The following is a 24,957-nucleotide window of genomic DNA, read 5'->3' as shown; positions in this document are numbered from 1 at the left end:
GGTGCCATGGGTGGCGGCGCTGCGCCAGCGGGTTTTTTGCCCTGTTCGCGCCCGCAGCGATGGCTATGATGCGCCGCGATGGATTACGCGCTGTGCACCGAAACCCCTGCCGACACGCCCCAGATCGAGGCGCTTTACGACCTGTGCTTTGCGCCGGGGCGGACGGCGCTGTCATCTTACCGGCTGCGCGACGGGGTGGCGCCGGTGGCCCCGCTGTGCCTGTTTCTGCGCGATGGCTGCGATGCGGTCGTGGCCGCGATCCGCTATTGGCCGGTGCGGGTCGCGGGCCAGCCGGTGCTGTTGCTGGGACCGATCGCGGTCCACCCCACCGCGCAGGGCGAAGGTCTGGGCGGCTGGCTGATGCACGAAAGCCTGTCGCGCGCGCGCGATATGGGGGCTGCGCGGGTGCTGCTGGTTGGCGATGCGCCCTATTACAGCCGCTTTGGTTTTGCGCGGCTGGACGCGGTCAGGATGCCGCCGCCCACCAACCCCGACCGGGTGCTGGGGCTGGAACTGGAACCCGGCGCGTGGGTTGGGGTGCATGGCCCGGTGCAGCGCGACGATGCCGCTGGCGGGGCCGCCTGACCCGCCCTGAACAAAGGTGCCATGATGACCGCCCCCACCCCCGCCAGGCAGCAGGATATCCTGCAACCGATCACCGACCCCAGCGTGCATGACGCCGTCGACCGGCTGGCGCGGCAATATCAGCGCGCCGGTGGCGTGGGGATGGAATTCCTGAACATGGTCGGCGGCAGCGCGGAATCGGCGCTGCGGCGGCTGCCCGATGTGGTGACGCGGCGGCTGGACCGGGTGGTGATGCGCGGGCTGGAAAACGCGTTCGACGCCGCCGGACGGTCACGGGTGATGCTGCTTGACCGGGGCGACTGGTTCAACCGGCTGGTGACCTCGGCCAGCGGTGCGGCGGGGGGGCTGGCGGGGCTGCCCGGCGCGCTGGTCGAGCTGCCGCTGACCATCACCCTGTTGCTGCGGTCCATGCTGGAAATTGCCGAGGAACACGGGCTGGACCCCGAAAGCGACGAGGTGCGCCGTGAATGCCTGCGCATCTTTGCCGCGGGCGGCCCGATGGCGCAGGATGATGGCGTTGACACCGGCCTGCTGGCGGCGCGGCTGACCATTACCGGCCAGACCATTCAGGGCCTGATCGCCAGGGTCGCCCCGCGCCTGTCGGCCACGCTGGCGCAAAAGCTGGCGGCGCAGGCCGCGCCGCTGTTCGGGGCGGTGGCCGGTGCGTCGATCAATTTCACCTTTGCCAGCTATTACCAGCAACTGGCGCGGGTGCATTTTGGGCTGATGCGGCTGTCGCAGGAAACCGGCCTGACCCGCGAATCGCTGACCGAGGCGCTGGAATTGCGGCTGAACCAGATCAACGGCCCGCGCCGCGGCTGAGGCGGGCGCAGCGGGTATTTGGACAACGAAGACGCCCGCGCGCCGGGTAAGCCAGACCGGCCCCGGCACGGGCCGGTCCGGCGGGCTGGTTCAGGTCGCGGTATCGGCGCCCTGATCCTGTGCTTGCAGGGTCAGGGTCGGGGCGGGCGCGGCCAGATCGTCGGTGCCAAGCGGTGCCTGTGGCCGGCCAAGGCGCGGGCGCGTGACCCAGATCAGCCGGTTTTGCGCACGGGTGATGGCGACATAGGCCAGACGTTTCCACAGCGGAATACCGGCCTCGACCCGGCCTGACCATGCGGCGGCGGCAAGGTCGGGGGCAAAGACCTGAACATCGGGCCATTGGCTGCCCTGCGCCTTGTGAATGGTCACCGCCGCGCCATGCAGGAACACCGCCCCCATGCGGGCCGCGAAGGGGATGAAGGGGTCGGTTTCCTCTTGCGCCTCGATCTTGACGATGCTGGCGGCGGAAACGCGCGGGTCTTCGGCGCCGATGACATGCAGTCGCGAGAAGCCGGGCTTTTTGCCCGGACCCAGATAGACCACCTGCGCGCCCTTGATCAGGCCGCGCGCCTCAAGGTCGATGCGTTTCTTGCGGTGTTTCAGCGGCAGTTCGATGCCGTCGCAGACCAGCGGTTCGCCGGGCAGCAGGTTGTCGGCGGGGGCGCCATGGGCCATGCGGAAGGCGCCGATCAGGCGGATGCGGGTGGCATTGCGCCAGACCAGCATGGGTGAACGCGCCATCAGGTCGCTGTCGGCGCGTTCGGCCCAGACCACGCGCGGGTCACGCCCGGCGGCATCACGGATCATGCGTTCGAAACCCGCGAAATCCAGCTTGTCATCGGCCAGCGCATGGGCAAGGTCGAGGATCGGGTTGTCATCGGCCTGACGGTGGATGCGGTGCAGTTCCAGCCGCTGCGCCGGGGCCAGCTTGTCAAACACCATCTTGCCCGACAGGCCGACCGGCGCCAGCTGCGCCGGGTCGCCAAACAGCACCAGCGTTGGGAAAATCTCGCGCAGGTCGTCGAACTGGCGTTCATCCAGCATCGAGCTTTCGTCGATCAGCCCGATATCCAGCCCGTCCTCGCGCCGCTTCCAGCCCTTGATGAAATCCGACCCGCGCAACCCCGCCGCTGCCAGCGCGCCGGGAACCGAGCCGTGGATGTCGAAAAACGCCTTGGCGCGGTCCAGTGCCTCGTCTGTCAGGCGTTCATCGTCGATTTTCGACGGGTCGGGGCGGTCGCCTTCGCCGGCCAGCCATTCCGCGATGCGTTCAAATTCGGGGTCGTAAACCGGGGTGTAAAGGATGCGGTGAATGGTCGTCGCCGGGACGCCGCGCATCCGCAGCACGAAGGCCGCCTTGTTGGTCGGTGCCAGCACCGCGACGCTGCGTTTATGGGCGCGGGCCTCGAAATCGGGGCTGACCAGTTGCACCCCGGCTGTGCGCAGGGCCTCGGTGATCTGGGCCAGCAACAGCGTCTTGCCGGACCCGGCCTTGCCCAGAACCGCCATGACGCGGCCCTTGCCTTCGGTCGCGGGGCGGATTTCCTCGGCCAGCAGGTCGACACCGGCGGCGGCAAGGGTTTCGGCCAGCGCATCCCATGCGTGGGCCTGATCGGGGGACAGGGTCAGGGCGGTCATGCGCCGCACCCTAGCGTGCGCGCGGTCGGCGGCAAGGCCAAACCGCGCGCGACGGGTCGTCAGATCACGCCAAGGGCGCGCATCGCCTCGGCCACGCGGACAAAGCCCGCGATATTGGCGCCGATGACGTAATCGCCGGGAATGCCGTATTCCTCGGCGGTTTCGGCACAGGCATCGTGGATATTGCGCATGATGCCGGCCAGCCGTTCCTCGGTCTGTTGAAAGGTCCAGCTGTCGCGCGAGGCGTTTTGCTGCATTTCCAGCGCCGATGTGGCGACGCCCCCGGCATTGGCCGCCTTGCCCGGCCCGAACAGCACGCCGGCGGTCTGGAACACGCGGATCGCCTCGGGGGTGCAGGGCATATTCGCGCCTTCGCCCACCGCGATGACCCCGTTTTCGACCATCTTGCGCGCGCTTTTGCCGTCCAGCTCGTTCTGGGTCGCGGATGGCATGGCGATGTCGCAGGGGGTATCCCAGATATTGCCGCCCTCGATATAATGCGCGCCGGTGCCCTTGCGCCGGGCATATTCGGCGATCCGCTCGCGCCGGGTTTCCTTGATCTCTTTGACCAGCGCCAGGTCGATGCCGTTTTCATCCACGACATAGCCGTTCGAGTCCGAGCACGCCATGATCTTGCCACCGAAGGAAATGATCTTTTCCATCGTATAGATGGCGACATTGCCCGAGCCTGACACCACCGCCCGCTTGCCGTCGAAATCGCTGCCTTTGGTGGCCAGCATGTTTTGCACGAAATAGGTCGCGCCATAGCCGGTGGCCTCGGTCCGCGCGCGCGAGCCGCCGTAAAGCAGGCCCTTGCCGGTCAGCACCCCGGCCTCATAGCGGTTGTTCAGGCGTTTGTATTGCCCGAACATATAGCCGATTTCACGACCGCCAACGCCGATATCGCCGGCGGGGACGTCGACATTTTCACCGATATGGCGGTGCAGTTCGGTCATGAACGACTGGCAAAAGCGCATGATTTCGCGGTCGGACCGGCCCCGCGGGTTGAAATCGGACCCGCCCTTGCCGCCGCCGATGGGCAGGCCGGTCAGGGCGTTCTTGAAGATCTGTTCAAAGCCCAGGAACTTGATAATCCCCAGATTGACCGAGGGGTGAAAGCGGATGCCACCCTTATACGGCCCCAGGGCCGAATTGAACTGGACGCGGAAGGCGCGGTTGATCTGGACAGTGCCGTTATCGTCGATCCATGGCACCCGGAAAATGATCTGGCGTTCGGGTTCGCAAATACGTTCGATCAGCGCGTCATCGGCATATTCGGGGCGCTTGGCAATCACCCGGCCAAGGCTTTCCAGAACCTCGCGCACGGCCTGATGGAATTCCGGTTCGCCGGGGTTGCGGCGGATGACCTCGTCATAGATCGGGGAAAGCGTGTCGTGAATTTGCATCGTCACCTCCAGAAAGATAGCTGCTGGATAGACGGGTCATTCGGCAAGATGAATATGACGGGCGCCGGTTTTGCGCAATCTGGCGGCAATTTCTGCCGAAAGATGCGGCATTTGCCTAAAAAATAGGCTGAATAAGCAAAAATCCGCGCCGGGAAGGGCGCGGATGATCGGTCTGTGTCGCGCGACCCGGTTGTGACGGGTCGCGCGGGCGCAGGGTCAGCGGCGACCGGCCTCCAGCGCGTCCTCGAAGGTGCGCAGCCCGGTCAGGGGTGACTGAACCAGCACCGCCATGTTGCCGGGCTTATGTTCGTTCTTGTACATTTTCATGTGCGCCTGCGGGATCTCGGCCCAGGGGAACACCTCGGACATGCAAGGGTCGATGCGCCGTTCCAGCATCAGCTTGTTGGCCGAGGCCGCCTGTTTGAGATGCGCGAAATGGCTGCCCTGAAGGCGCTTTTGGTGCATCCACATATAGCGCACGTCAAAGGTGCAGTTGAACCCCGAGGTGCCGGCGCAGATCACCACCATGCCGCCCTTTTTGCACACCAGCGTGCTGACCGGGAAGGTTGCCTCGCCGGGGTGTTCGAACACGATGTCGACATTGTTGCCCTTGCCGGTGATGTCCCAGATCGCCTTGCCGAACTTGCGCGCCTCGGTGAACCATTCCTTGTATTCGGGGGTGTTGACCTTGGGCAGTTGCCCCCAGCACTTGAAATCCTTGCGGTTGATCACGCCCTTGGCGCCAAGGCCCATGACGAAATCGCGCTTGTCCTCGTCGCTGATCACGCCGATGGCGTTGGCGCCGGCCGCGTTGATCAGCTGGATGGCAAACGACCCCAGACCGCCCGAGGCGCCCCAGACCAGCACGTTCTGGCCGGGTTTCAGTTCATGCGGATGGTGGCCGAACAGCATCCGGTAAGCGGTGGCCAGCGTCAGGGTATAGCAGGCCGATTCCTCCCATGTCAGGTGGCGGGGGCGGGGCATCAGCTGTTGCGCCTGAACGCGGGTGAACTGGGCAAAGCTGCCATCGGGCGTCTCGTAACCCCAGATGCGCTGGGTGGGGCTGAACATCGGGTCGCCGCCGTTGCATTCCTCGTCGTCGCCATCGTCCTGATTGCAGTGGATGACGACCTCGTCCCCGACCTTCCAGTTCTTGACCTTGTCGCCCACGGCCCAGACGATCCCCGAGGCATCGGACCCGGCGATGTGATAGGGCGCGCCATGGCCGTCAAAGGGGCTGATCGGCACGCCAAGCCCGGCCCAGATGCCGTTATAGTTCACGCCGGCGGCCATCACCAGAACCAGCACTTCGTGGCTGTCGATGGTGGGGGTGTCCACGACCTCGACCTGCATGGCCTTGTCGGGTTCGCCGTGGCGTTCACGCCGGATCGCCCACGCATACATCTGTTTGGGGACATGACCCAGCGGCGGCATTTCACCGATCTCATAGAGGTCTTTTTCCGGCGCCTCATAGGGCGCGATGGTCGAGGGGGCATCGAGGGCCATGGGTAAACCTCATTGTTGCTGCCGCGCCGCAGAATCGGCGCTGATGACCCGAGACCTAACCATTGCCGCGCAACTTTGCAACATATGTGACGCGGCGTTTGAAATAATATGTCCGCCCCATTCTTGCCCCTTCCCGCGCTGCGGCGCGTGAATTCCTTGCCGGGCAAGGGATTGCCGCGCCCGTTTGCAGTGTGCGCCGCAGATGCGCTGAGGACGCTGTGGCCATGCCGGTGAATGTCGCGGCGGATGCCGCAGCGTTTCCCGCCGTGCTGCATTGCGGCGGATTGACAGCGCATCTTTCTTTCCATATCGCTGTTGATACAGAAATATTGTTTCCAGGACGCGCCATGACCGACCCTGTTCAAAAAGACAAGCCGTGGCTGTTTCGCACCTATGCCGGCCACTCGACCGCGAAGGCGTCGAATGCGCTTTACCGCACCAACCTGTCCAAGGGGCAGACGGGGCTGTCGGTGGCCTTCGACCTGCCGACCCAGACCGGATATGACAGCGATCACGTTCTGGCGCGCGGCGAGGTTGGCAAGGTGGGCGTGCCGGTCTGTCATCTGGGCGATATGCGGGCGCTGTTCGATCAGATCCCGCTTGAGCAGATGAACACCTCGATGACCATCAACGCGACGGCGCCGTGGCTGTTGTCGCTTTATATCGCCGTGGCCGAGGAACAGGGCGCCGATGTATCGCGGCTGCAAGGCACGGTGCAGAACGATCTGGTCAAGGAATACCTGTCGCGCGGCACCTATATCTGCCCGCCCAGGCCGTCGCTGGCGATGATCACCGATGTGGCGGCCTACACCGCGCAGCATCTGCCGAAATGGAACCCGATGAATGTGTGTTCCTATCACCTGCAAGAGGCCGGGGCGACCCCGGAGCAGGAACTGGCCTATGCGCTGGCGACCGGGATCGCGGTGCTGGACGACCTGAAAACCAAGGTGCCCGCGGACCGCTTTCCGGCGATGGTGGGGCGGATCTCGTTCTTTGTGAATGCGGGCATTCGCTTTGTGACCGAAATGTGCAAGATGCGCGCCTTTACCGAGCTGTGGGACGAGATCACCCGAGACCGCTATGGCATCAAGGAAGAGAAATTCCGCCGCTTCCGTTACGGGGTTCAGGTCAACAGCCTTGGCCTGACCGAACAGCAGCCGGAAAACAACGTCTATCGCATCCTGATCGAGATGCTGGCCGTGACCCTGTCCAAAAACGCCCGCGCCCGCGCGGTTCAGTTGCCGGCGTGGAACGAGGCGCTGGGCTTGCCGCGCCCGTGGGACCAGCAATGGTCGCTGCGGATGCAACAGATCATGGCCTATGAGACCGACCTGCTGGAATATGGCGATCTGTTCGACGGTAACCCGGTCGTTGCCGCCAGGGTCGAGGCGTTGAAGCAGGGCGCGCGCGAAGAACTGGCGACGCTGGACGCCATGGGTGGGGCGATTGCGGCCATTGATTACATGAAAGCGCGGCTGGTTGAATCGAACGCGGCGCGGCTGAACCGGGTTGAAGATGGCGAAACCGTCGTGGTGGGCGTGAACCGCTGGCAGCAGGGCGAGCCGTCGCCGCTGACGGCGGGGGATGGCGGGATCATGGTCGTCGCCCCCGGTGTCGAGGACGAACAGATCGCCCGGCTGAACGACTGGCGGGCCAGCCGCGATGAAGGTGCGGTGCAACTGGCGCTGGGGGCGCTGCGCGATGCGGCGAAGGCGGGTGAAAACATCATGCCCGCCAGCATTGCCGCCGCCAAAGCGGGCGCGACCACCGGCGAATGGGCCGGGGTGATGCGCGCGGTTCATGGCGAATATCGCGGCCCCACCGGCGTGTCGCCCAACCCCAGCAACCGCACCGAGGGGCTGGAACCCATCCGCGAGGCGGTGGATGCCGTCAGCACCCGTCTGGGGCGGCGGCTGAAGCTGGTGGTCGGCAAGCCGGGGCTGGACGGTCATTCCAACGGCGCCGAACAGATCGCCTTCCGCGCCCGCGATTGCGGCATGGATATTACCTATGAAGGTATCCGCATGACCCCGGAACAGATCGTTTCCCGCGCGCGGACCGATCAGGCCCATATCGTCGGCCTGTCGATCCTGTCGGGCAGCCACCTGCCGCTGGTCGAGGATGTGCTGACCCGGATGCGGGCCGCCGGTCTGGGGCATGTGCCGGTCGTGGTTGGCGGGATCATTCCTGACGAGGACGCCCGGCGGTTGCTGGCGATGGGGGTGACCCGCGTCTATACCCCCAAGGATTTCGAGTTGAACCGCATCATGCTGGATATTGTGGCGCTGGTGGATGGGGCGGCGGCCGCATAAGCGGCCGCGCAGCCAGCGCAGGGCGCGCGCGATCATTCCAGCGACCGTTCCAGAAGGGTTGCCAGTTGCCCGATCGCGGGGTCTGCGACGGGGGCGCAGCCGGGTGGCGGGGCCACCAGCCAGAAGGCCACGCGCCAGTTCGGGTGCGGTGGCGTGATTTCCGTCAGGCTGGGCATGTAAAGCGGCGCCGACAGGGGCAGGAACCCGGCGCAGCGCCCCGAGCGGATGGCAAAGCGATGCGCGGTTTCGTCGTTGGTGCGGAGCCCAACGCTGATACCGCGCAGGTTGTCGGTGGCCCAATGGTCGAACACCGCATGGTCGCGATGGAAATCGTGGGTAACCAGCACATGCCGCGCGGCATTCGTCCCGTCCAGCATCCCGTGTTCGCGGATATATTCGGGCGTCGCATAAAGGCCAAAGGCCAGCCGCCCCAGCGCCTGCACCTGCAGCCCCGGCAGGTCCGGCGGGCGGGCACCGGCGCGCAGGGCGATATGCACCGCGCCCGGTGTCGCGGACAGGTCGGCAATGCCAAAGCCCGCACGATAGCGCCAGCTGATCCGGGGGTGGTTCCCGGCGACATGCATCACGAAGGGCACCGCGAAATCCGCGATCAGCGGCACGGTGTGCACGATTACCTCGACCACGGTGGGGTCGGGGGCTGGCTTGGGCGGGACGTGCGGCATCGAATCACCTTTCCTTGCCGACAGTCTGGCACCAATCCCTGAAGATTCCGTAAATGCCGCCCCGGCTTGACTTTGCTGGTCATGGCAGCTAATGCTGGCGGCAAATCCCCGGAAGGCCATCCTTCCGGTCCCTGTCTTGCGCAGGGATCGACCCCCGTCAGCGCGTCGCGCCCACGGGGGCCATCGCGCTATGTTACGGTCAGGAGGACCGCCATGTTTGAATCACTCTCCGACCGCCTTGGTGGGGTTTTCGACCGGCTGACCAAGCAGGGGTCGCTGTCCGAGGATGACGTCCGCGCCGCAATGCGCGAGGTTCGCGTTGCCCTGCTGGAGGCCGATGTTTCGCTGCCCGTGGCGCGCGATTTCGTCAAGAAAGTCACCGCCAAGGCGACGGGGGCGTCGGTCACGAAATCGGTCACGCCGGGCCAGCAGGTCGTCAAGATCGTCCATGATGAACTGATCCGCGTCCTGCAGGGCGAGGATGCGCCAGACGCACTGCGCATCGACAACCCGCCCGCGCCCATTCTGATGGTGGGTCTGCAAGGCTCGGGGAAGACCACCACCACCGCCAAGCTGGCGCGGCGCCTGAAAGAACGCGAGAAAAAGCGCGTGCTGATGGCCAGCCTTGACACCCAGCGTCCGGCCGCGATGGAACAGCTGGCGATTCTGGGCACGCAGATCGGCGTTGACACCCTGCCCATCGTGCCCGGCGAAACCGCCGTGCAGATCGCCAGACGCGCCAAACAGCAGGCCACGCTTGGCGGCTATGACGTGTTCCTGCTGGACACGGCGGGCCGGCTGCATATCGACCAGCTGCTGATGGACGAGGTGCAGGCCGTCCGCGACATCGCCGCCCCGCGCGAAACCCTGCTGGTGGTCGATGGCCTGACCGGTCAGGACGCCGTTAACGTGGCCACCGAATTTGACGCCAAGGTCGGGGTCAGCGGCGTGGTGCTGACCCGGATGGATGGTGATGGCCGGGGCGGTGCGGCGCTGTCGATGCGTCAGGTCACCGGCAAGCCGATCCGCTTTGTCGGTCTGGGCGAAAAGATGGACGCGCTTGAGGTGTTCGACGCACAGCGCGTCGCGGGCCGCATCCTTGGCATGGGCGATATCGTCGCGCTGGTCGAGAAAGCGCAGGAAGTGCTGGAGGTCGAACAGGCCGAGCGCATGATGAAGCGCTTTCAGAAAGGTCTGTTCAATATGAACGACCTGAAAAACCAGCTGGAACAGATGATGAAGATGGGCGGGATGCAGTCCATCATGGGCATGATGCCGGGCATGGGCAAAATGGCCAAAGCTGCGGAAGAGGCCGGCTTTGACGACCGTGCCATCCGCCGCCAGATCGCGCTGATCAATTCGATGACCAGACAGGAACGCGCCAACCCGGCGATGTTGCAGGCCAGCCGCAAGAAACGCATCGCCGCAGGCGCGGGCATGGACGTGGCCGAACTGAACAAGCTGCTGAAAATGCAGCGCCAGATGGCCGACACGATGAAAAAACTGGGCAAGATGGGCAAGGGCGGGATGCTGAAACAGGCCATGCGCGCGATGTCGGGCAAAGGCGGCGGCCTGCCCGATATGGCCAATGTCGACCCCGCGCAAATGGCCGAGGCCACGAAGATGCTGAACGACCCCAAAGGGCTTGGCGGTCAGTTGGGCGGCATGAACCTGCCCGGTGGCCTGTCGGGGATGTTCAGGAAGAAATGACTGCCGCACCCGTCATAGAAACGGCACGTCTTGTGCTGCGCCTGCCCGATGGGCGGGATGCGGATGCCTATGCCCGCTTTTTCGCGGATGCGCAGGCCTCGGCGTTTTATGGCGGGCCGCTGCGCCCCGATCAGGCCTATGGCGCGCTGTGCCGCGATGTCGGGCATTGGGCGCTGAAAGGCTTTGGCAAATTCGCCGTCACGCTGGCGGGGCGCACCGTGGGCGGCTGCGGCATCGTTCACCCCGATGGCTGGCCGTCGCATGAACTGACATGGTGGCTGTCGCCGGTCGCCCGCGGTCAGGGCCTTGCGCAAGAGGCCTCGCGCGGGGTGCTGGCATGGGCGCGCACGCATCTGGGCTGGCCCCGGGTCGAGACCCATTTCAGAGACGACAACCACGCCGCGCGCAGGCTGGCACAGGCTGTGGGCGGCAGTTTCCTTCGCCGCGACAGCTTTCCGGACGGCATCGCGCGCGACGTTTTCGCCATTCCGACACAGGGGGAACGGGCATGATCGCGCTGTCCAATACGCCGGTTCTGGAAACCGAACGCCTGATCCTGCGCGCGCCGCAAGGGGCCGACTGGCCGTATTTCCGCGACTTCATGCCGACGGAACGCGCCCGCTTCATCAGCGGCGGCACCCCGGCCGAGGGCAAGCACTGGCGCGCCTTTGGCCATATGATCGGGCATTGGGCGATGCGCGGCTATGGCATGTTCGTGTTCTGCGAAAAGGGCAGCGACGTGCCGCTGGGGGCAACGGGGCCGTGGAACCCCGCCGAATGGCCGGAACCGGAAATCGGCTGGAACCTGTGGTCCCCCGCCGCCGAGGGTAAGGGCTATGCCGCCGAGGCCGCCCGCGCCGCCATCCGCCATGTTTTCGACGATCTGGGCTGGGACACGGCGGTCAGCTTTATCGACCTGCGCAACAGCCGCTCGATCGCGCTGGCGGAACGCCTTGGGGCGCTGCGCGACGATGCCGCCGCCGTGCCCCCCGCCGATGCCGAAGGCGGCACCATCCGGGCCTGGCGCCACCCGAAAGGGTCCGCGCAATGATCTTCATCATGGCCCAAATATCCCGGGGTCCGGGGCAGCGCCCCGGCCGGGTTCACCACCCGAAAGGCAGTGACAGATGACCCAGGACGCCGTGGCCCGCGCCGCCGATCTGTTGAAAGAACACCGCGCCAGCATCGACCGGCTGGACGCGATCATCGTCTATACCCTGGCTGAACGCTTCAAGCACACGCAGAACGTGGGCAAGCTGAAGGCCGAACACGACCTTCCCCCGTCCGATCCCACGCGCGAGGCCGCGCAGATCGAACGGTTGGAGATGCTGGCACGCGAAGCCGATCTGGACCCGGTCTTTGCGCGCAAGTTCCTGAACTTCGTGATCGCCGAGGTCATTCGGCATCACGAGGGTTTCCAATCCTGACGGCCGACCCCGGCCCAACGCCATTTTCAAAGGAGAAAACCAAATGGCTATGAAAATCCGTCTGGCCCGTGGCGGCAGCAAGAAGCGCCCGCACTATGCCATCGTCGCCGCTGATTCGCGGATGCCCCGCGATGGCCGCTTCATCGAGAAACTGGGCACCTATAACCCGCTGCTGGCCAAAGACAGTGAAGACCGCATCAAGATGAATGTCGAGCGCGTTCAGTTCTGGCTGTCGCAGGGCGCGCAGCCGACCGACCGCATCGCGCGCTTCCTCGAAGCCGCCGGCGTCACTGAAAAGACCGAGCGTAAGAACCTGAAAAAGGCCGAGCCGGGCGATAAGGCCAAGAAACGCGCCGAAGAAAAAGCCGCCAAGGCCGCCGCTGCCGCCGAGGCCGCCGCTGCCCCGGCCGAAGAAGCCGCCGCAGACAGCGCGGAATAATCCCCGACCGGCCCGCTGACAGGCGGGCCGGTTTCGCTGATCGGGTGCGTGGGATGCGGCTGGTGCGCAAGGCGATCTTTCTGCTGCTGGCCTTTCTGGCCGGAATGCTTGCAGAACGTGCCCATCAGATGGATTTATGCAAAGCGTCCGGCGGGCAATGGCTGCGCGCCGGTTTCTGCGCAAAGAGGTAAGCATGGCTGATCGCATTGTTGTGGGCGCGATTGCAGGCGCCTTTGGCGTCAAGGGCGAGGTGCGGCTGAAAAGCTTCACCGCCGAGCCGCGCGATATTGCCCGCTATGCCCCCCTGACGACCGAGGATGGCGCGCGCAGTTTCACCGTGACGCTGACCCGGCCCGTGACCGGCGGGCTTGGCGCGCGGCTGTCGGGCGTGCAGACCCGTGAAGAGGCCGAGGCCCTGAAAGGCGTCACCCTGTGGGCGCCGCGGTCGGCCCTGCCGAACCTGCCCGATGACGAATTCTATCACGCCGATCTGATCGGGCTTGAGGTGGTCGACACCGGCGGTGCCCCGCTTGGCCGGGTGCGCGCGATTTTCGACCACGGGGCGGGGGATATTCTGGAAATTACCGGCAAGGCCGGGCTGCTGTTGCTGCCCTTTACCCGTGCGGTCGTGCCGACGGTCGATCTGGCGGCGGGGCGCATCGTGGCCGACCCGCCTGAAAGTGACGAATAAGCCATGACCAGCGGTCCGTCAGCCTCTAAATCGCATGGCCGCCTGTCGGTCAGCGCCAGCCGCCAGCCGCGCGACCTGATGGCCGAACCACAGGTTGCCGGGGTCTGGACCGCGCGCGTCATCACCCTGTTCCCCGAGGCGTTCCCCGGCATTCTGGGCCTGTCGCTGACCGGGCGGGCGCTGAAGGACGGGCTGTGGAACCTGCAAACCGTGCCGTTGCGTGACCATGGCATCGGGCGGCATCGCAATGTCGATGACACCCCGGCGGGCGGCGGTGCAGGCATGGTGATCCGCCCCGATGTGATGGCCAGCGCGCTGCGCGCGGCGGGTGCAACCCCGGTCGCGCAGGGCGAAGACCCGGCGGGGCAGGGGCCGCGACAGGGGCAGGGTGCGGGGCAAGGCGCGGGGCCGGGGCGCTTGCCGGTGGTCTATCTGTCGCCGCGCGGCAAGCCGCTGACCCAGGCCCGTGCCCGCGCGCTGGCGCAGGGGCCGGGGGCGGTGCTGATCTGTGGCCGCTTCGAGGGCGTGGACCAGCGCGTTCTGGACGCTTTCGGGGTCGAAGAAATCAGCATTGGCGATTATGTCCTGACCGGCGGGGAACTGGCGGCACAGGTCTTGATTGATGCGACGGTCCGGCTTATACCGCGCGTGCTGGGGAATCAGGATTCGCTGGCCGAGGAGTCCTTTTCCGAGGCCACGGGCGGTCTGCTTGAGCACCCGCAATATACTCGCCCTGCCGAGTGGGAAGGCCGCACGATCCCCGACACCGTAATGTCGGGCAATCACGCGGCCATCGCGCATTGGCGGCGGGAACAGGCCGAAAGGCTGACCAAGGAACGCCGCCCCGACCTGTGGCGGGCGCATCTGGACCGGCAGGGGGCAACCCCGTCCCCGGATGCGGACCCGGCAAAGGACCGACAGCTCTCGGGCGCATCAGACCAATCGCGGCCCTAACCGCGAGCATGAAAAGGATGAACGCGATGAACCTGATCGCCCAACTGGAAGCTGAGCAAATCCAGTCGCTTGGCAAGAAAATTCCCGATTTCAAAGCCGGTGACACCGTGCGCGTCGGTTACAAAGTGACCGAAGGCACCCGCACCCGCGTGCAGATGTATGAAGGCGTCTGCATCTCGCGCAAGGGCGGCGGCATTTCCGCCAGCTTCACCGTGCGCAAGATCAGCTTTGGTGAAGGCGTGGAACGTGTGTTCCCGCTGTATTCGACCAATATCGATTCGATCGAGGTCGTCCGCCGTGGCCGTGTCCGCCGCGCCAAGCTGTATTACCTGCGTGCCCGTCGCGGCAAGTCGGCCCGTATCGCCGAAGTGTCGAACTATAAAGCCATCGACGGCAAAAACGACGTCTCGATCTGAGGAACCGCGCCATGAGAAAAGATATTCACCCCGACTATCACATGATCGAGGTCAAAATGACCGATGGCACCACCTATCAGGTGCGTTCGACCTGGGGCAAGGAAGGCGATACCATGTCGCTGGACATCGACCCGACCTCGCACCCGGCATGGACCGGTGGGTCGGCCCGCCTGATGGATACCGGCGGCCGCGTGTCGAAGTTCAAGAACAAATACGCCGGTCTGGGCTTCTGATCCCTTTCCGCCGCGATCTGGAAGCGCCGTCCCCCTGGGGCGGCGTTTTCGCATTCCGGGGGCGGGGCAATGGGTATTTGGGCAACGAAGAAGGCCCGGTTTGTCCACAGATTTCCGCAAGCGCGGGGGTTTTGGGCGCGGGCGGTCGCGGATAGTCTGCACGAAATCTTGATCGGGGGGTCGCTGTGGCGCATTTCATCGTTGTCGGGAATGAAAAGGGCGGGTCGGGCAAGTCGACCACCTCGATGCATGTGGCGACGGCGCTGGCGCGGATGGGGCATCGGGTCGGGGCGCTGGATCTGGATGTGCGCCAGCGCAGTTTTGGCCGCTATATCGAAAACCGGCTGGCCTTTTGCGCGCGCCAGGGGCTGGACCTGCCGACCCCGCGTCTGGGGGTTCTGGACGCGGTCGATCCGCATGGGGATACCGACCCCCTTTCGCGCGCGGTCGAGGCGCTGGAGGCCGAAAGCGATTTCATCCTGCTGGACTGTCCGGGCAGCCACACGCGCCTAAGCCAGATGGCGCACACGCTGGCCGATACGCTGATCACGCCGCTGAATGACAGTTTCATCGACTTTGACCTGCTGGCGCGGATGGATGCGGATCAGAAGATTCTGGGGCCGTCGATCTATTCCGAAATGGTGTGGTCGGCGCGGCAGATGCGCGGCGCCGCCGGGGCCGGGCCGATCGACTGGATCGTGCTGCGCAACCGTCTGGGGACGCAGGCCATGCACAACAAGCGCAAGGTGGGCAGCGCGCTGGACAAGCTGTCGCGGCGCATCGGGTTCCGGGTCGCGCCGGGCTTTGCCGAGCGGGTGATCTTTCGCGAGCTGTTCCCGCGCGGGCTGACGCTGCTGGATCTGCGCGATATCGGCACTGACAGCCTGTCGATGTCGAATATTGCCGCGCGGCAGGAATTGCGCGACCTGATCGGGGAACTGAACCTGCCCGGTGTCAGCGTCGCGTTCTGAAGGCGCAGGCCAGCCGCCGCGCCATCCGGCGCAGGTCGTCGCGGATCTGTTGCGGGCCGGCGGGGGGCGGGGCGGTCAGCCCCGGCGCGTGGTTCAGCAGCCCCACCACCAGCGCGCAGAACCCGGCGGCAAACAGCGTATCGGACAGGAAATGCCCGCCGACCAGCACCCGCAGCGCGCAGGCCAGCACCGCCAGCGCCGCCAGTGACCAGCCCCCGGCGCGGCGCAGTGCAGGCCGGGCGCCAGCGAAGAACAGCCCCCACAGCACCAGTGCCAGCGTCACCGCCAGCGCGCCCTCGCCCGAGACGAAGGAACAGTTGCGTGCGCATTCATGGCTGATGGTCAGCGGCGGGGTGAAATCGGCGGCCCCGCCGAAGGCGGTGATGTCGCGTGGCCGGGCGCGGCCCCAGTGGCTTTTGAGCAGCCCGTTCACCAGCAGTCCCGGACCCAGCAGCAGCGCCAGCAGCGCCCGCCCCCAGACCCGCGCCGGGATGGTCAGCCAGCGTTGCAGCCGCGCCGTCAGCGCGGTCAGCGCCGCCAGCACCACGACCGCCGCCAGCCCGGTATTCCAGAAGCCTTGCCGCAGGGTTTCCAGCACCGGCCAGCCCGCCAGCCAGAAGCCGCGGTCAGGGTCGTGAAACCAGCCCGACACGATCAGGTCCAGCCCCGGCCACAGGCTGAAGATCAGCATGGCCGCCACAAGGGCCAGAATCGGGTAAAGAAGGTCCTTGTCCATCGCGCGCGCCCCTTGGGTTCCGCGTCCGTTATAGGCGGCGGAATATCCCGCGCCAGCGATTTCCCGGCTGTCGCGGGATTGTTGCGCCGGGATGGGATGGCTATCTTGTCGGCAAAGCGAAAAGGATCTGTTCATGCGTCTTGCCCTGATGGCCGTGTTGGCCTGCGCTGCGATGCCGGTTTTGGCCCAAAGCGCCGACGACCTGCCCATCGTGACACTGGCGCAGGCGGAAACTGCGGAAATGCGCGCGCAGGTGCGGGTCAGCGGCACGCTGGTCGCGCGTCAGGTGGTGCAGGTTTATCCGCAGGTTTCGGGGTTCGAGATCCGCGAATTGCTGGTCGAGGCGGGCGATCACGTCAGTGCCGGTCAGCCGCTGGCGCGGTTGTCCGACGACACGCTGCGCGCGCAGCTGGCGCAGGCCGAGGCTGAATTTCAGCGCGCGCAGGCCGCGCGGTCGCAGGCGCAAAGCCAGATCGCCAGCACCGGCGCCTCGCTGGCGCAGGCACAGGCGGCGCTGGACCGGGTTCAGCGGCTGAAACGGTCGGGCAATGCCTCGCAGGCGGCGCTGGATCAGGCGGTCTCGGCCGAGGCCGGGGCGACGGCGGCGGCGGCATCAGCGCGCGACGGGCTGGCGGTGGCCGAGGCCGCCCTGGCGCAGGCGGGCGCGGCCCGCGATCTGGCACAGCTGAATCTGGACCGCAGCGTGATTGCCGCGCCGGTCAGCGGGGTGGTGTCACAGCGCAATGCCGAACAGGGCGCGCTGGCAACCGGCGGCGGCGAGCCGATGTTCACCCTGATCCGCGATGGCGAGATCGAGATGGAGGGCGAGGTGATCGAAACCGCCCTGCCAGCCCTGAAACCCGGCGCCCCGGCCCGGATCAGCGTTGCGGGCACGGGCCAGATTGACGGCAAGCTGCGGCTGGTTCCGGCCCGCGTCGACCCGGTCACGCGGCTGGGGCAGGTGCGTATCGCGCTGACGCAAAGCCCCGGCCTGCGCCCCGGCCTGTTCGCCAGCGGCTGGATCGTGACCCAGACCCGGCAGGCGGTGACGGTGCCGCTGAACGCGGTGCTGTCCGATGAACAGGGCGACCGTGTTCAGGTGGTCAAGGATGGCGTCATCCACACCCGCCCGGTGACCGCCGGCCTGATCTGGGAGGGCCGCCGCGAGATCCGCGACGGGCTGGCCGAGGGGGAATCGGTGGTGGCACGATCCGGGGCGTTCTTTCGCGATGGCGACAAGGTGCGTTCCGCCAGTCAGGATGGGTCCAGTGACGCGGGGTCCGGTCAGGACGCGGCCAAAACGGATGGGGGCGAGCAGGGTCCGGCCTCGGGTGATGCGCAATGAATATGTCGACATGGTCCATCCGCCACCCGGTGCCGCCGATCGCGGTGTTTCTGGTGTTGCTGGTGGTCGGGCTGGTCAGCTTTCGGCAATTGCCGGTCACCGCCATGCCCAATATCGACCTGCCCATCGTCAGAGTCAGCATCAGCCAGCCCGGTGCCGCCCCGTCCGAGCTGGTGTCGCAGGTGGTCCAGCCGGTCGAGGACCAGATCTCGTCCATCACCGGGGTGCGGCACATTACCTCGACCGCCAGTGACAGCGCCGCCAGCATCATCGTCGAGTTCGAGCTGGAGGTCGACAGTGACCGCGCCGTCAATGACGTCAAGGATGCGGTGTCGAATGTGCGGTCCGACCTGCCCGATGGCATTGCCGAACCGGTCGTGCGGCGGCTGGATGTGACCGGGCGGCCGATCCTGACCTATGCGGTGCGCGATCCGGGCCGCAGCATCGAAGAGCTGTCGAAATTCGTCGATGACGTGATCGACCGCCAGCTGTCCGGCATTGCCGAAATCGGCAAGGTCGAACGCATGGGCGGTGCCGAACGCCAGATCCAGGTCGAGCTGGACCCGGCGCGGTTGTTGGCGCATGGGCTGACGGCGGCGGATGTCTCGGGGCAGTTGCGGGCGGCCAATATTGACCTGGGGGGCGGGCGCGGCGACCTGTCAGGGACGGAATTTTCCATCCGCGCGCTTGGCAGCGCCGCCAGTCTGGACGCGCTGGCCGCCACCCCTATCGGCATTTCCGGCGGCAAGACCGTGGCGCTGGACGCGCTGGGGCAGGTAATCGACGGGGCCTCCGAGGAACGCAGCTTTGCCCTGCTGGACGGGGCGCCGACGGTGGCCTTCGGGGTGTTCCGTGCCACCGGCAAGTCCGACCTGACCGCCGCCGATGCCGCCAAGGCCCGGCTGGCCGCGCTGCAACAGACCTATCCCGATGTTGAACTGTCGCTGGTCGATGACAGCACGGTCGAGACCAAAGACAGCTTCGATTCCGCGATGGAGACCCTGTATGAAGGCGCGGCGCTGGCGGTGATCGTGGTGTCTTTGTTCCTGCGCAACTGGCGCGCGACGCTGATCGCCGCGGTGGCGCTGCCGCTGTCGATCATCCCCACCTTCTTTGTCATGCAGATGCTGGGGTTTACCCTGAACGGCATCAGCCTTTTGGGGATCACGCTGGTCACCGGCATTCTGGTCGATGACGCCATCGTCGAGATCGAGAATATCGTGCGTCATATCCACATGGGCACACCCCCCTACGAGGCCTCGGAAGAGGCCGCGACCGAGATCGGCCTGACCGTCATCGCGATCAGCTTTTCCATCGTCGCGGTCTTTGCCCCGGTCAGCTTCATGAGCGGCATCCCCGGCCAGTATTTCAAGCAATTCGGCCTGACGGTGGCGGTGTCGGTGCTGTTTTCGCTGTTGGTGGCGCGGATCATCACGCCGATGCTGGCGGCCTATTTCCTGCGCGCGGGCGGCCATGACGCCGCGCCGCGCGACGGGCTGGCCATGCGCGGGCTGTTGCGCACGCTGCGCTGGACGCTGCGCAACCGGCTGATCACGCTGCTGATCGGGCTGGGGATCTTTGCCGGGTCTATCTTTTCAGCCACGCTGATGCCGACTGAATTCGTGCCCGAGGGCGATTACGGCCGGTTCGGCATCTCGGTCGAGCTGCCGCCCGGCGCCACCATCACCGAGACCGAGGACACCGCCCGCCGCCTGACCGCCCTGATCCGCGCGGAACCCGAGGTGCGCACCGTCTTTGTCAGCGGTGGCGGCGAGGGCGTGACCAAGGCCGATCTGAACGTCAATCTGGGACCGTCCGACGACCGCGACCGCAGCCAGAAACAGGTGCAGGACAGCCTGCGCGCCCGGCTGGCGCAGATCCCGGATCTGCGGATCAACTTTCTGAACGAACAGGGCCAGTCCGATGTCACCATTTCGGTGCTGGCCGATACCGAGGCCACCGCGGAACTGGCCGCCGAACGGCTGGCCGAGGGGATGCGCGGGCTGGACAGCCTGCGTGGCGTGACCTCGTCCGCCAGCCTGAAACGACCCGAAATTCAGGTCACGCCCAAGCCCGATCTGGCCCGTCAGCTTGGCGTGACCGCCAGCGCGCTGGCCCAGACCCTGCGGATCGCGACGCTGGGTGACAGCGAGGCCAATCTGGCCAAATATAACAGCGGCGACGAACAGGTGCCCATCGTGGTGCGGCTGAACAAATCCGCGCGCGAGGATCTGGTCGAGATCCAGAATCTGCGTGTCCCCAGCAGTTCAGGGCAGATCCCGCTGGCGGCGGTGGCGGATGTGCGCTTTTCCGTCGGCGCGACCGAGATCAGCCGCTATGACCGTCAGTTCCGCACCAGCGTTTCGGCCAATCTGGCCGATGGTGTGCTGCTGGGACCGGCCACCGAGCGGATCGCCGCCATGCAGCAAGACATCCAGATGCCCGAAGGCGCCAGCATCCAAAGCGCCGGCGATGCCGAGATCATGGCCGAGGTGTTTGGCGCCTTCGGCCTTGCCATGGGGGCCGGCATCCTGCTGGTCTATGTGGTGCTGGTGCTGCTGTTTCATAATTTCGTCACCCCGATCAGCATCCTGATGTCGCTGCCGCTGGCAATTGGCGGGGCGATCCTGGCGCTGTTCGTTACCGGCAATTCGATCAGCCTGTCGGTGGTCATCGGCTTTCTGATGCTGATGGGGATCGTGACCAAAAACGCCATCATGCTGGTGGAATTCGCCCTGTCGGCCATGGATGAAGGGGTGCCCAAACAGGTGGCGATTCTGGACGCGGTGCATAAACGTGCCCGCCCCATCGTGATGACGACCATCGCCATGACCGCCGGGATGGTGCCATCGGCCATCGCGCATGGCTCGGGTGCGGAATTTCGCAGCCCGATGGCGATCGCGGTGATCGGCGGGCTGTTGCTGTCGACGCTGTTGTCGCTGTTGTTCGTGCCGTCGCTGTTTTCGGTCATTCATGGCGGAATGCAGCGTCTGGGGGGCTGGGTTCAGCGCCTGATCGGCATTAACCGCGCGCGCCGCGATCACGGCTGAAGGGGGCGCTCGCGCCCCCTCTGGCCTGCGGCCATTCACCCCCGAAGGTATTTGCAACAGAAGCGAGGCAGGTGTGGGCGCCTGTATCCTCGCTTCTGTCCAAAATACCTTCGGGGGGTCAGGGGGGCAGACAGCCCCCCTTGCGGCGGGGCATTCTGTTGCGGGGCAGATGGTAAAGCGCCCCCGCGCGGTGGCACGGGGGCGCTGATTGTCAGGTCGTGCGCTGGGATGCGGTCAGGCCAGCATTCCCATCGGGTTTTCCAGATGCGCGACGATGCGGTCCAGCAGCTGTGCCCCCAGCGCGCCGTCAATGACGCGGTGATCGACGGACAGGGTCATCGACATGACGGTGCGGATGACGATCTGGTCATCCTCGACCACCGGCTGTTTCAGGCCCGCGCCGACGGCCAGAATGGCGCCATGCGGGGGGTTGATGACGGCGTCGAAATTCTCGATCCCGAACATCCCGAGATTCGAGATCGCGAAACTGCCGCCTTGGTATTCATGCGGGGCCAGTTTTTTGGATTTGGCGCGGTTGGCCAGATCCTTCATCTCGGTCGACAGGGCGGACAGGGTTTTTTGCTGTGCGTCTTTCAGGACCGGGGTGAACAGCCCGCCCTCGACCGCGACGGCGACCGCCACGTCCGAAGGTTTCAGCTTGATGATCCGGTCGCCCGCCCAGACGGCATTGGCGTCGGGGACCTCTTGCAGGGCCAGCGCGCAGGCCTTGATGATGAAGTCATTGACCGACAGCTTGACCCCACGATCCTTGAGCGAGGCGTTCAGCTGTGCGCGGAAGGCCATCAGATCGTCCAGCTTTGCGCTGCGGCGCAGATAGAAATGCGGGATGGTCTGTTTGGCCTCGCCAAGGCGCTGCGCGATGGTGCGGCGCATCCCGTCCAGCGCGACCTCTTCGGTGTCGCGGTCGGCATAGATTTTGGCGACCTGATCTGCGCTGGGGCCTTGCGGGGCCGTGGCGGCGGGTTTGGCCGGGGCCTGCGCCGCATCAGTGGCGGGCTGTTGCGGGGCGGGTTGGGCGCCGGGCTTCGCGCCCTCGACATCGGCCTTGACGATGCGACCGCGCGGGCCGCTGCCGGTCAGGGCTGACAGGTCGACGCCCTTATCCGCCGCGATCCGGCGTGCCAGCGGCGAGGCAAAGATGCGGCCACCCTTGTCGTTTTTCCCTGCCGCCGGGGCGGGCTGGGACGGGGCCGGTTTTGCCGGGGCGGGGTCGTCCGCCGCCTGCGGTTTGGGCGCGGCGTCTTTGGCGGTCTTGGGGCTGGCCGGGGCATCGCTCGCGATGTCATCGGCGGATTCGCCATCCTCAAGCAGCACGGCGATGGGACTGTTGACCTTGACGCCTGCGGTGCCCTCGGCCACCAGCAGCTTGCCGATGGTGCCTTCATCGACGGCCTCGAATTCCATCGTGGCCTTGTCGGTCTCGATCTCGGCCAGAATGTCGCCGGATTTGACCTCGTCGCCCTCTGCGACCAGCCATTTGGCCAGTGTGCCTTCCTCCATCGTGGGGGACAGCGCGGGCATCAGAATTTCTGTCGGCATCTTTGCCCCCTTACTTATAGGTTACTTTGCGCACGGCCTCGACGACTTCGTCAGCCGTGACCAGCGCCAGTTTTTCCAGATTGGCGGCATAGGGCATGGGCACGTCCTTGCCGGTGCAGTTGATGACCGGGGCGTCCAGCCAGTCGAAGGCGTTTTCCATGATATAGGCCGACAGGTGGTTGCCGATGGACGCGACCGGGAAGCCCTCTTCGACCGTGACGACGCGGTTGGTTTTCTGCACCGATTTCAGGATCGTGTCATAGTCGATGGGGCGCAGGGTGCGCAGGTCGATCACCTCGGCGTCAATGCCGTCCTGCGCCAGCTTGTCGGCGGCCTCCAGCGCGTGGGACATGCCGATGCCAAAGCTGATAATGGTCACATCATTGCCCTTGCGGGCGATGCGGGCCTTGCCGAAGGGGATGGTGAAATCATCCAGCACCGGTACGTCGAAACTGCGGCCATAGAGGATCTCGTTCTCAAGGAAGATCACCGGGTTGGGGTCGCGGATGGCCGATTTCAGCAGGCCTTTCGCATCGGCTGCGGAATAGGGCTGGACCACTTTCAGGCCGGGGATCTGCGCATACCACGCGGCGTAATCCTGACTGTGCTGCGCGCCGACGCGGGCGGCCGCGCCATTGGGACCACGGAAGACGATGGGACAGCCCATCTGACCGCCCGACATATACAGCGTTTTCGCGGCGCTGTTCAGGATATGGTCGATGGCCTGCATGGCAAAGTTGAAGGTCATGAATTCGACAATCGGGCGCAGGCCGGCAAAGGCCGCACCGGTGCCGATGCCCGCAAACCCGTATTCCGAGATTGGCGTGTCAACCACGCGGCGGGCGCCGAATTCGTCCAGCAGGCCTTGGCTGATCTTGTAAGCGCCTTGGTATTCCCCGACCTCTTCGCCCATCAGGAAGACGTTTTCGTCGCGGCGCATTTCCTCGGCCATGGCTTCGCGCAGGGCCTCGCGCACGGTCATTTGCCTGACCTCGGTGCCCTCGGGCCAGTCGGGGCTTTCGTCGGGTTCGGGGGTTTTCACATCCTCGACAGCCGATTTCGGCGCGGCAGGGGCGTTGCTGGCATCTTCGCCGGTTTCGTCCTTGCTGTTCTCGCCCTCGCCTTTTTGTGGGGCGGGTTCGCTGACCTTGATGTCATCGGCGGATTCGCCATCCTCGACCAGCACGGCGATGGGGCTGTTGACCTTGACGCCTGCGGTGCCTTCGGCCACCAGCAGCTTGCCGATTGTGCCTTCATCGACGGCCTCGAATTCCATCGTGGCCTTGTCGGTCTCGATCTCGGCCAGAATGTCGCCGGATTTGACCTCGTCGCCCTCTGCGACCAGCCATTTGGCCAGTGTGCCTTCCTCCATCGTGGGGGACAGCGCGGGCATCAGAATTTCGGTTGCCATATCGTTTCCCCCGTATCAGGCGTGTTCGTCGGCGCTGCCCTGCGGCAGGGCTTCGGCGTAAATATCGGTATACAGTTCGGACAGGTCCGGCTCGGGGCTTTCCTTGCTGAATTCGGCTGCGTCATTGACGATCTGCTTGATCTCTTTGTCGATGGCCTTCAGCTCGTCCTCAGAGGCATGGTTGCCCTGCAACAGCAATTCGCGGACATGTTCGATCGCGTCGCGTTCGTCGCGCATTTTCTGCACTTCCTCGCGCGAGCGGTATTTGGCCGGGTCGGACATGGAATGCCCGCGATAGCGATAGGTCATGATTTCAAGGATATACGGGCCTTTTCCGTCGCGGCAATGCGCCACGGCTTTTTCCCCCGCCGCCTTTACGGCCAGTACGTCCATGCCATCGACCTGTTCGCCCTTGATGCCGAACGCTTCACCGCGGCCGAACAGCGTGGTCGATTTGGTCGAGCGTTTGACGCTGGTGCCCATGGCGTATTGGTTGTTTTCAATGACAAAAACCACCGGCAAGTCCCACAGCTCGGCCATGTTATAGGTCTCATAAACCTGACCTTGGTTGGCGGCGCCGTCCCCGAAATAGGTGAAAGTCACGTTGTCATTGCCAAGGTATTTATCCGCAAAAGCCAGCCCGGCCCCCAGCGGCACCTGCGCGCCGACGATGCCGTGGCCGCCGTAAAAATGCTTTTCGCGGCTGAACATGTGCATACTGCCGCCCTTGCCCTTGGAATAGCCGTCGCGGCGACCGGTCAGTTCGGCCATCACGCCTTTCGGGTCCATGCCGCAGGCCAGCATATGGCCGTGATCGCGATAGCTGGTGATGCGTTTGTCACCCTCTTTCGCGGCGGCTTCCAGCCCGACCACGACGGCCTCTTGCCCGATATACAGGTGGCAAAAGCCGCCGATCAGGCCCATGCCGTAAAGCTGACCTGCCTTTTCCTCGAAACGGCGAATCAACAGCATGTCACGGTAATATTTCAGCAGCTCGTCCCTGGACACATTCGGTGTCCCGGCGGCTTGGGCTGCGGGCTTGCGGGCCATGGGCGGTTCCTC

At 65.4% G+C, this 24,957-nt stretch carries 24 protein-coding genes; 16 read left to right on the top strand and 8 right to left on the bottom strand.

Annotation, left to right across the window (positions count from 1 at the left end; genetic code table 11):
* Positions 1–78 precede the first annotated feature (78 nt).
* Together ACFXP9_RS04680 and ACFXP9_RS04675 are read left to right on the top strand one after the other, a co-directional pair.
* Positions 79–585, top strand: coding sequence for a GNAT family N-acetyltransferase (locus ACFXP9_RS04680; protein ID WP_397206256.1), 507 nt, complete (start codon positions 79–81; stop codon positions 583–585).
* A gap of 24 nt (positions 586–609) precedes the next feature.
* The gene (locus tag ACFXP9_RS04675) at positions 610–1,407 is read left to right on the top strand and encodes an EcsC family protein (protein ID WP_397206254.1); all 798 of its coding nucleotides are present in this window, start codon (positions 610–612) and stop codon (positions 1,405–1,407) included.
* Between the two features lie 90 nt (positions 1,408–1,497).
* On the opposite strand, the gene ACFXP9_RS04670 is transcribed toward ACFXP9_RS04675, so the two are convergent.
* The 3 genes from ACFXP9_RS04670 to ccrA all read right to left on the bottom strand — a co-directional run bounded on the left by ACFXP9_RS04670 (position 1,498) and on the right by ccrA (position 5,957).
* The gene (locus tag ACFXP9_RS04670) at positions 1,498–3,045 is read right to left on the bottom strand and encodes an ATP-dependent DNA helicase (RefSeq protein ID WP_397206252.1); all 1,548 of its coding nucleotides are present in this window, start codon (positions 3,043–3,045) and stop codon (positions 1,498–1,500) included.
* A 59-nt stretch (positions 3,046–3,104) separates the two neighbouring features.
* Positions 3,105–4,451, bottom strand: coding sequence for an NADP-specific glutamate dehydrogenase (gdhA, locus tag ACFXP9_RS04665; protein WP_397206250.1), 1,347 nt, complete (start codon positions 4,449–4,451; stop codon positions 3,105–3,107).
* Between the two features lie 216 nt (positions 4,452–4,667).
* Positions 4,668–5,957 carry a crotonyl-CoA carboxylase/reductase gene (gene ccrA / locus ACFXP9_RS04660; protein WP_397206248.1) on the bottom strand — a complete coding sequence of 430 codons (1,290 nt, stop codon included), beginning with the start codon at positions 5,955–5,957 and terminating at the stop codon, positions 4,668–4,670.
* Positions 5,958–6,304: 347 nt separating this feature from the next.
* Between ccrA and ACFXP9_RS04655 the strand changes: the two genes are divergently transcribed.
* A complete protein-coding gene (locus ACFXP9_RS04655) occupies positions 6,305–8,269 on the top strand; it encodes a methylmalonyl-CoA mutase family protein (protein WP_397206247.1) in 1,965 nt (654 codons plus the stop codon).
* 32 nt (positions 8,270–8,301) lie between these two features.
* On the opposite strand, the gene ACFXP9_RS04650 is transcribed toward ACFXP9_RS04655, so the two are convergent.
* The gene (locus ACFXP9_RS04650; protein ID WP_397206245.1) at positions 8,302–8,952 is read right to left on the bottom strand and encodes a LysR substrate-binding domain-containing protein; all 651 of its coding nucleotides are present in this window, start codon (positions 8,950–8,952) and stop codon (positions 8,302–8,304) included.
* 213 nt (positions 8,953–9,165) lie between these two features.
* Here ACFXP9_RS04650 and ffh point away from each other — a divergent pair, with 213 nt between their 5' ends.
* The 11 genes from ffh to ACFXP9_RS04595 all read left to right on the top strand — a co-directional run bounded on the left by ffh (position 9,166) and on the right by ACFXP9_RS04595 (position 15,793).
* A complete protein-coding gene (gene ffh, locus ACFXP9_RS04645) occupies positions 9,166–10,662 on the top strand; it encodes a signal recognition particle protein (protein WP_397206243.1) in 1,497 nt (498 codons plus the stop codon).
* Positions 10,659–11,174: a GNAT family N-acetyltransferase gene (locus tag ACFXP9_RS04640; RefSeq protein WP_397206241.1), complete on the top strand. Its 516-nt coding sequence runs from the start codon at positions 10,659–10,661 to the stop codon at positions 11,172–11,174. The genes ffh and ACFXP9_RS04640 overlap by 4 nt, the downstream gene beginning before the upstream one ends.
* Positions 11,171–11,713, top strand: coding sequence for a GNAT family N-acetyltransferase (locus tag ACFXP9_RS04635; protein ID WP_397206239.1), 543 nt, complete (start codon positions 11,171–11,173; stop codon positions 11,711–11,713). Before ACFXP9_RS04640 ends, ACFXP9_RS04635 begins: the two co-directional genes overlap by 4 nt.
* Before the next feature lie 76 nt (positions 11,714–11,789).
* Entirely contained in the window at positions 11,790–12,089 is a 300-nt protein-coding gene (locus ACFXP9_RS04630; protein ID WP_397206237.1) for a chorismate mutase, read from the top strand.
* Positions 12,090–12,132: 43 nt separating this feature from the next.
* The gene (gene rpsP, locus ACFXP9_RS04625) at positions 12,133–12,528 is read left to right on the top strand and encodes a 30S ribosomal protein S16 (RefSeq protein ID WP_397206235.1); all 396 of its coding nucleotides are present in this window, start codon (positions 12,133–12,135) and stop codon (positions 12,526–12,528) included.
* Between the two features lie 53 nt (positions 12,529–12,581).
* Complete coding sequence (locus tag ACFXP9_RS04620; protein ID WP_397206233.1) at positions 12,582–12,719, top strand: hypothetical protein; 138 nt, start codon at positions 12,582–12,584, stop codon at positions 12,717–12,719.
* Between the two features lie 2 nt (positions 12,720–12,721).
* Positions 12,722–13,219: a ribosome maturation factor RimM gene (gene rimM, locus ACFXP9_RS04615; protein WP_397206232.1), complete on the top strand. Its 498-nt coding sequence runs from the start codon at positions 12,722–12,724 to the stop codon at positions 13,217–13,219.
* 3 nt (positions 13,220–13,222) lie between these two features.
* Positions 13,223–14,173, top strand: coding sequence for a tRNA (guanosine(37)-N1)-methyltransferase TrmD (gene trmD, locus ACFXP9_RS04610; RefSeq protein ID WP_397206230.1), 951 nt, complete (start codon positions 13,223–13,225; stop codon positions 14,171–14,173).
* 26 nt (positions 14,174–14,199) lie between these two features.
* Positions 14,200–14,589 carry a 50S ribosomal protein L19 gene (gene rplS, locus ACFXP9_RS04605; protein ID WP_397206228.1) on the top strand — a complete coding sequence of 130 codons (390 nt, stop codon included), beginning with the start codon at positions 14,200–14,202 and terminating at the stop codon, positions 14,587–14,589.
* Between the two features lie 11 nt (positions 14,590–14,600).
* Positions 14,601–14,822: a 50S ribosomal protein L31 gene (gene rpmE, locus ACFXP9_RS04600; protein ID WP_397206226.1), complete on the top strand. Its 222-nt coding sequence runs from the start codon at positions 14,601–14,603 to the stop codon at positions 14,820–14,822.
* Between the two features lie 185 nt (positions 14,823–15,007).
* Positions 15,008–15,793, top strand: a complete 786-nt coding sequence (locus ACFXP9_RS04595) for a division plane positioning ATPase MipZ (protein ID WP_397206224.1) — start codon at positions 15,008–15,010, stop codon at positions 15,791–15,793.
* On the opposite strand, the gene ACFXP9_RS04590 is transcribed toward ACFXP9_RS04595, so the two are convergent.
* Positions 15,777–16,529, bottom strand: coding sequence for a phosphatase PAP2 family protein (locus ACFXP9_RS04590; RefSeq protein ID WP_397206223.1), 753 nt, complete (start codon positions 16,527–16,529; stop codon positions 15,777–15,779). The two genes, ACFXP9_RS04595 and ACFXP9_RS04590, sit on opposite strands and share 17 nt — an antisense overlap.
* Positions 16,530–16,662: 133 nt before the next feature.
* Between ACFXP9_RS04590 and ACFXP9_RS04585 the strand changes: the two genes are divergently transcribed.
* Positions 16,663–17,874: an efflux RND transporter periplasmic adaptor subunit gene (locus tag ACFXP9_RS04585; protein ID WP_397206221.1), complete on the top strand. Its 1,212-nt coding sequence runs from the start codon at positions 16,663–16,665 to the stop codon at positions 17,872–17,874.
* Complete coding sequence (locus ACFXP9_RS04580) at positions 17,871–20,924, top strand: efflux RND transporter permease subunit (RefSeq protein WP_397210022.1); 3,054 nt, start codon at positions 17,871–17,873, stop codon at positions 20,922–20,924. The genes ACFXP9_RS04585 and ACFXP9_RS04580 overlap by 4 nt, the downstream gene beginning before the upstream one ends.
* A 234-nt stretch (positions 20,925–21,158) precedes the next feature.
* On the opposite strand, the gene ACFXP9_RS04575 is transcribed toward ACFXP9_RS04580, so the two are convergent.
* The 3 genes from ACFXP9_RS04575 to pdhA are packed head-to-tail and all read right to left on the bottom strand — an operon-like array spanning position 21,159 to position 24,945.
* Entirely contained in the window at positions 21,159–22,484 is a 1,326-nt protein-coding gene (locus tag ACFXP9_RS04575; RefSeq protein ID WP_397206217.1) for a pyruvate dehydrogenase complex dihydrolipoamide acetyltransferase, read from the bottom strand.
* A gap of 10 nt (positions 22,485–22,494) precedes the next feature.
* On the bottom strand, positions 22,495–23,895 hold the full coding sequence (locus tag ACFXP9_RS04570) for a pyruvate dehydrogenase complex E1 component subunit beta (protein ID WP_397206215.1): 1,401 nt from the start codon (positions 23,893–23,895) through the stop codon (positions 22,495–22,497).
* Positions 23,896–23,910: 15 nt separating this feature from the next.
* Positions 23,911–24,945, bottom strand: coding sequence for a pyruvate dehydrogenase (acetyl-transferring) E1 component subunit alpha (gene pdhA / locus ACFXP9_RS04565; protein ID WP_397206214.1), 1,035 nt, complete (start codon positions 24,943–24,945; stop codon positions 23,911–23,913).
* Between the last annotated feature and the right edge of the window lie 12 nt (positions 24,946–24,957).

Origin of the sequence: Paracoccus jiaweipingae, from assembly GCF_044335505.1 — a bacterium.
GTDB lineage: Bacteria > Pseudomonadota > Alphaproteobacteria > Rhodobacterales > Rhodobacteraceae > Paracoccus.
This window is presented reverse-complemented; position numbering and strand designations above follow the sequence as displayed.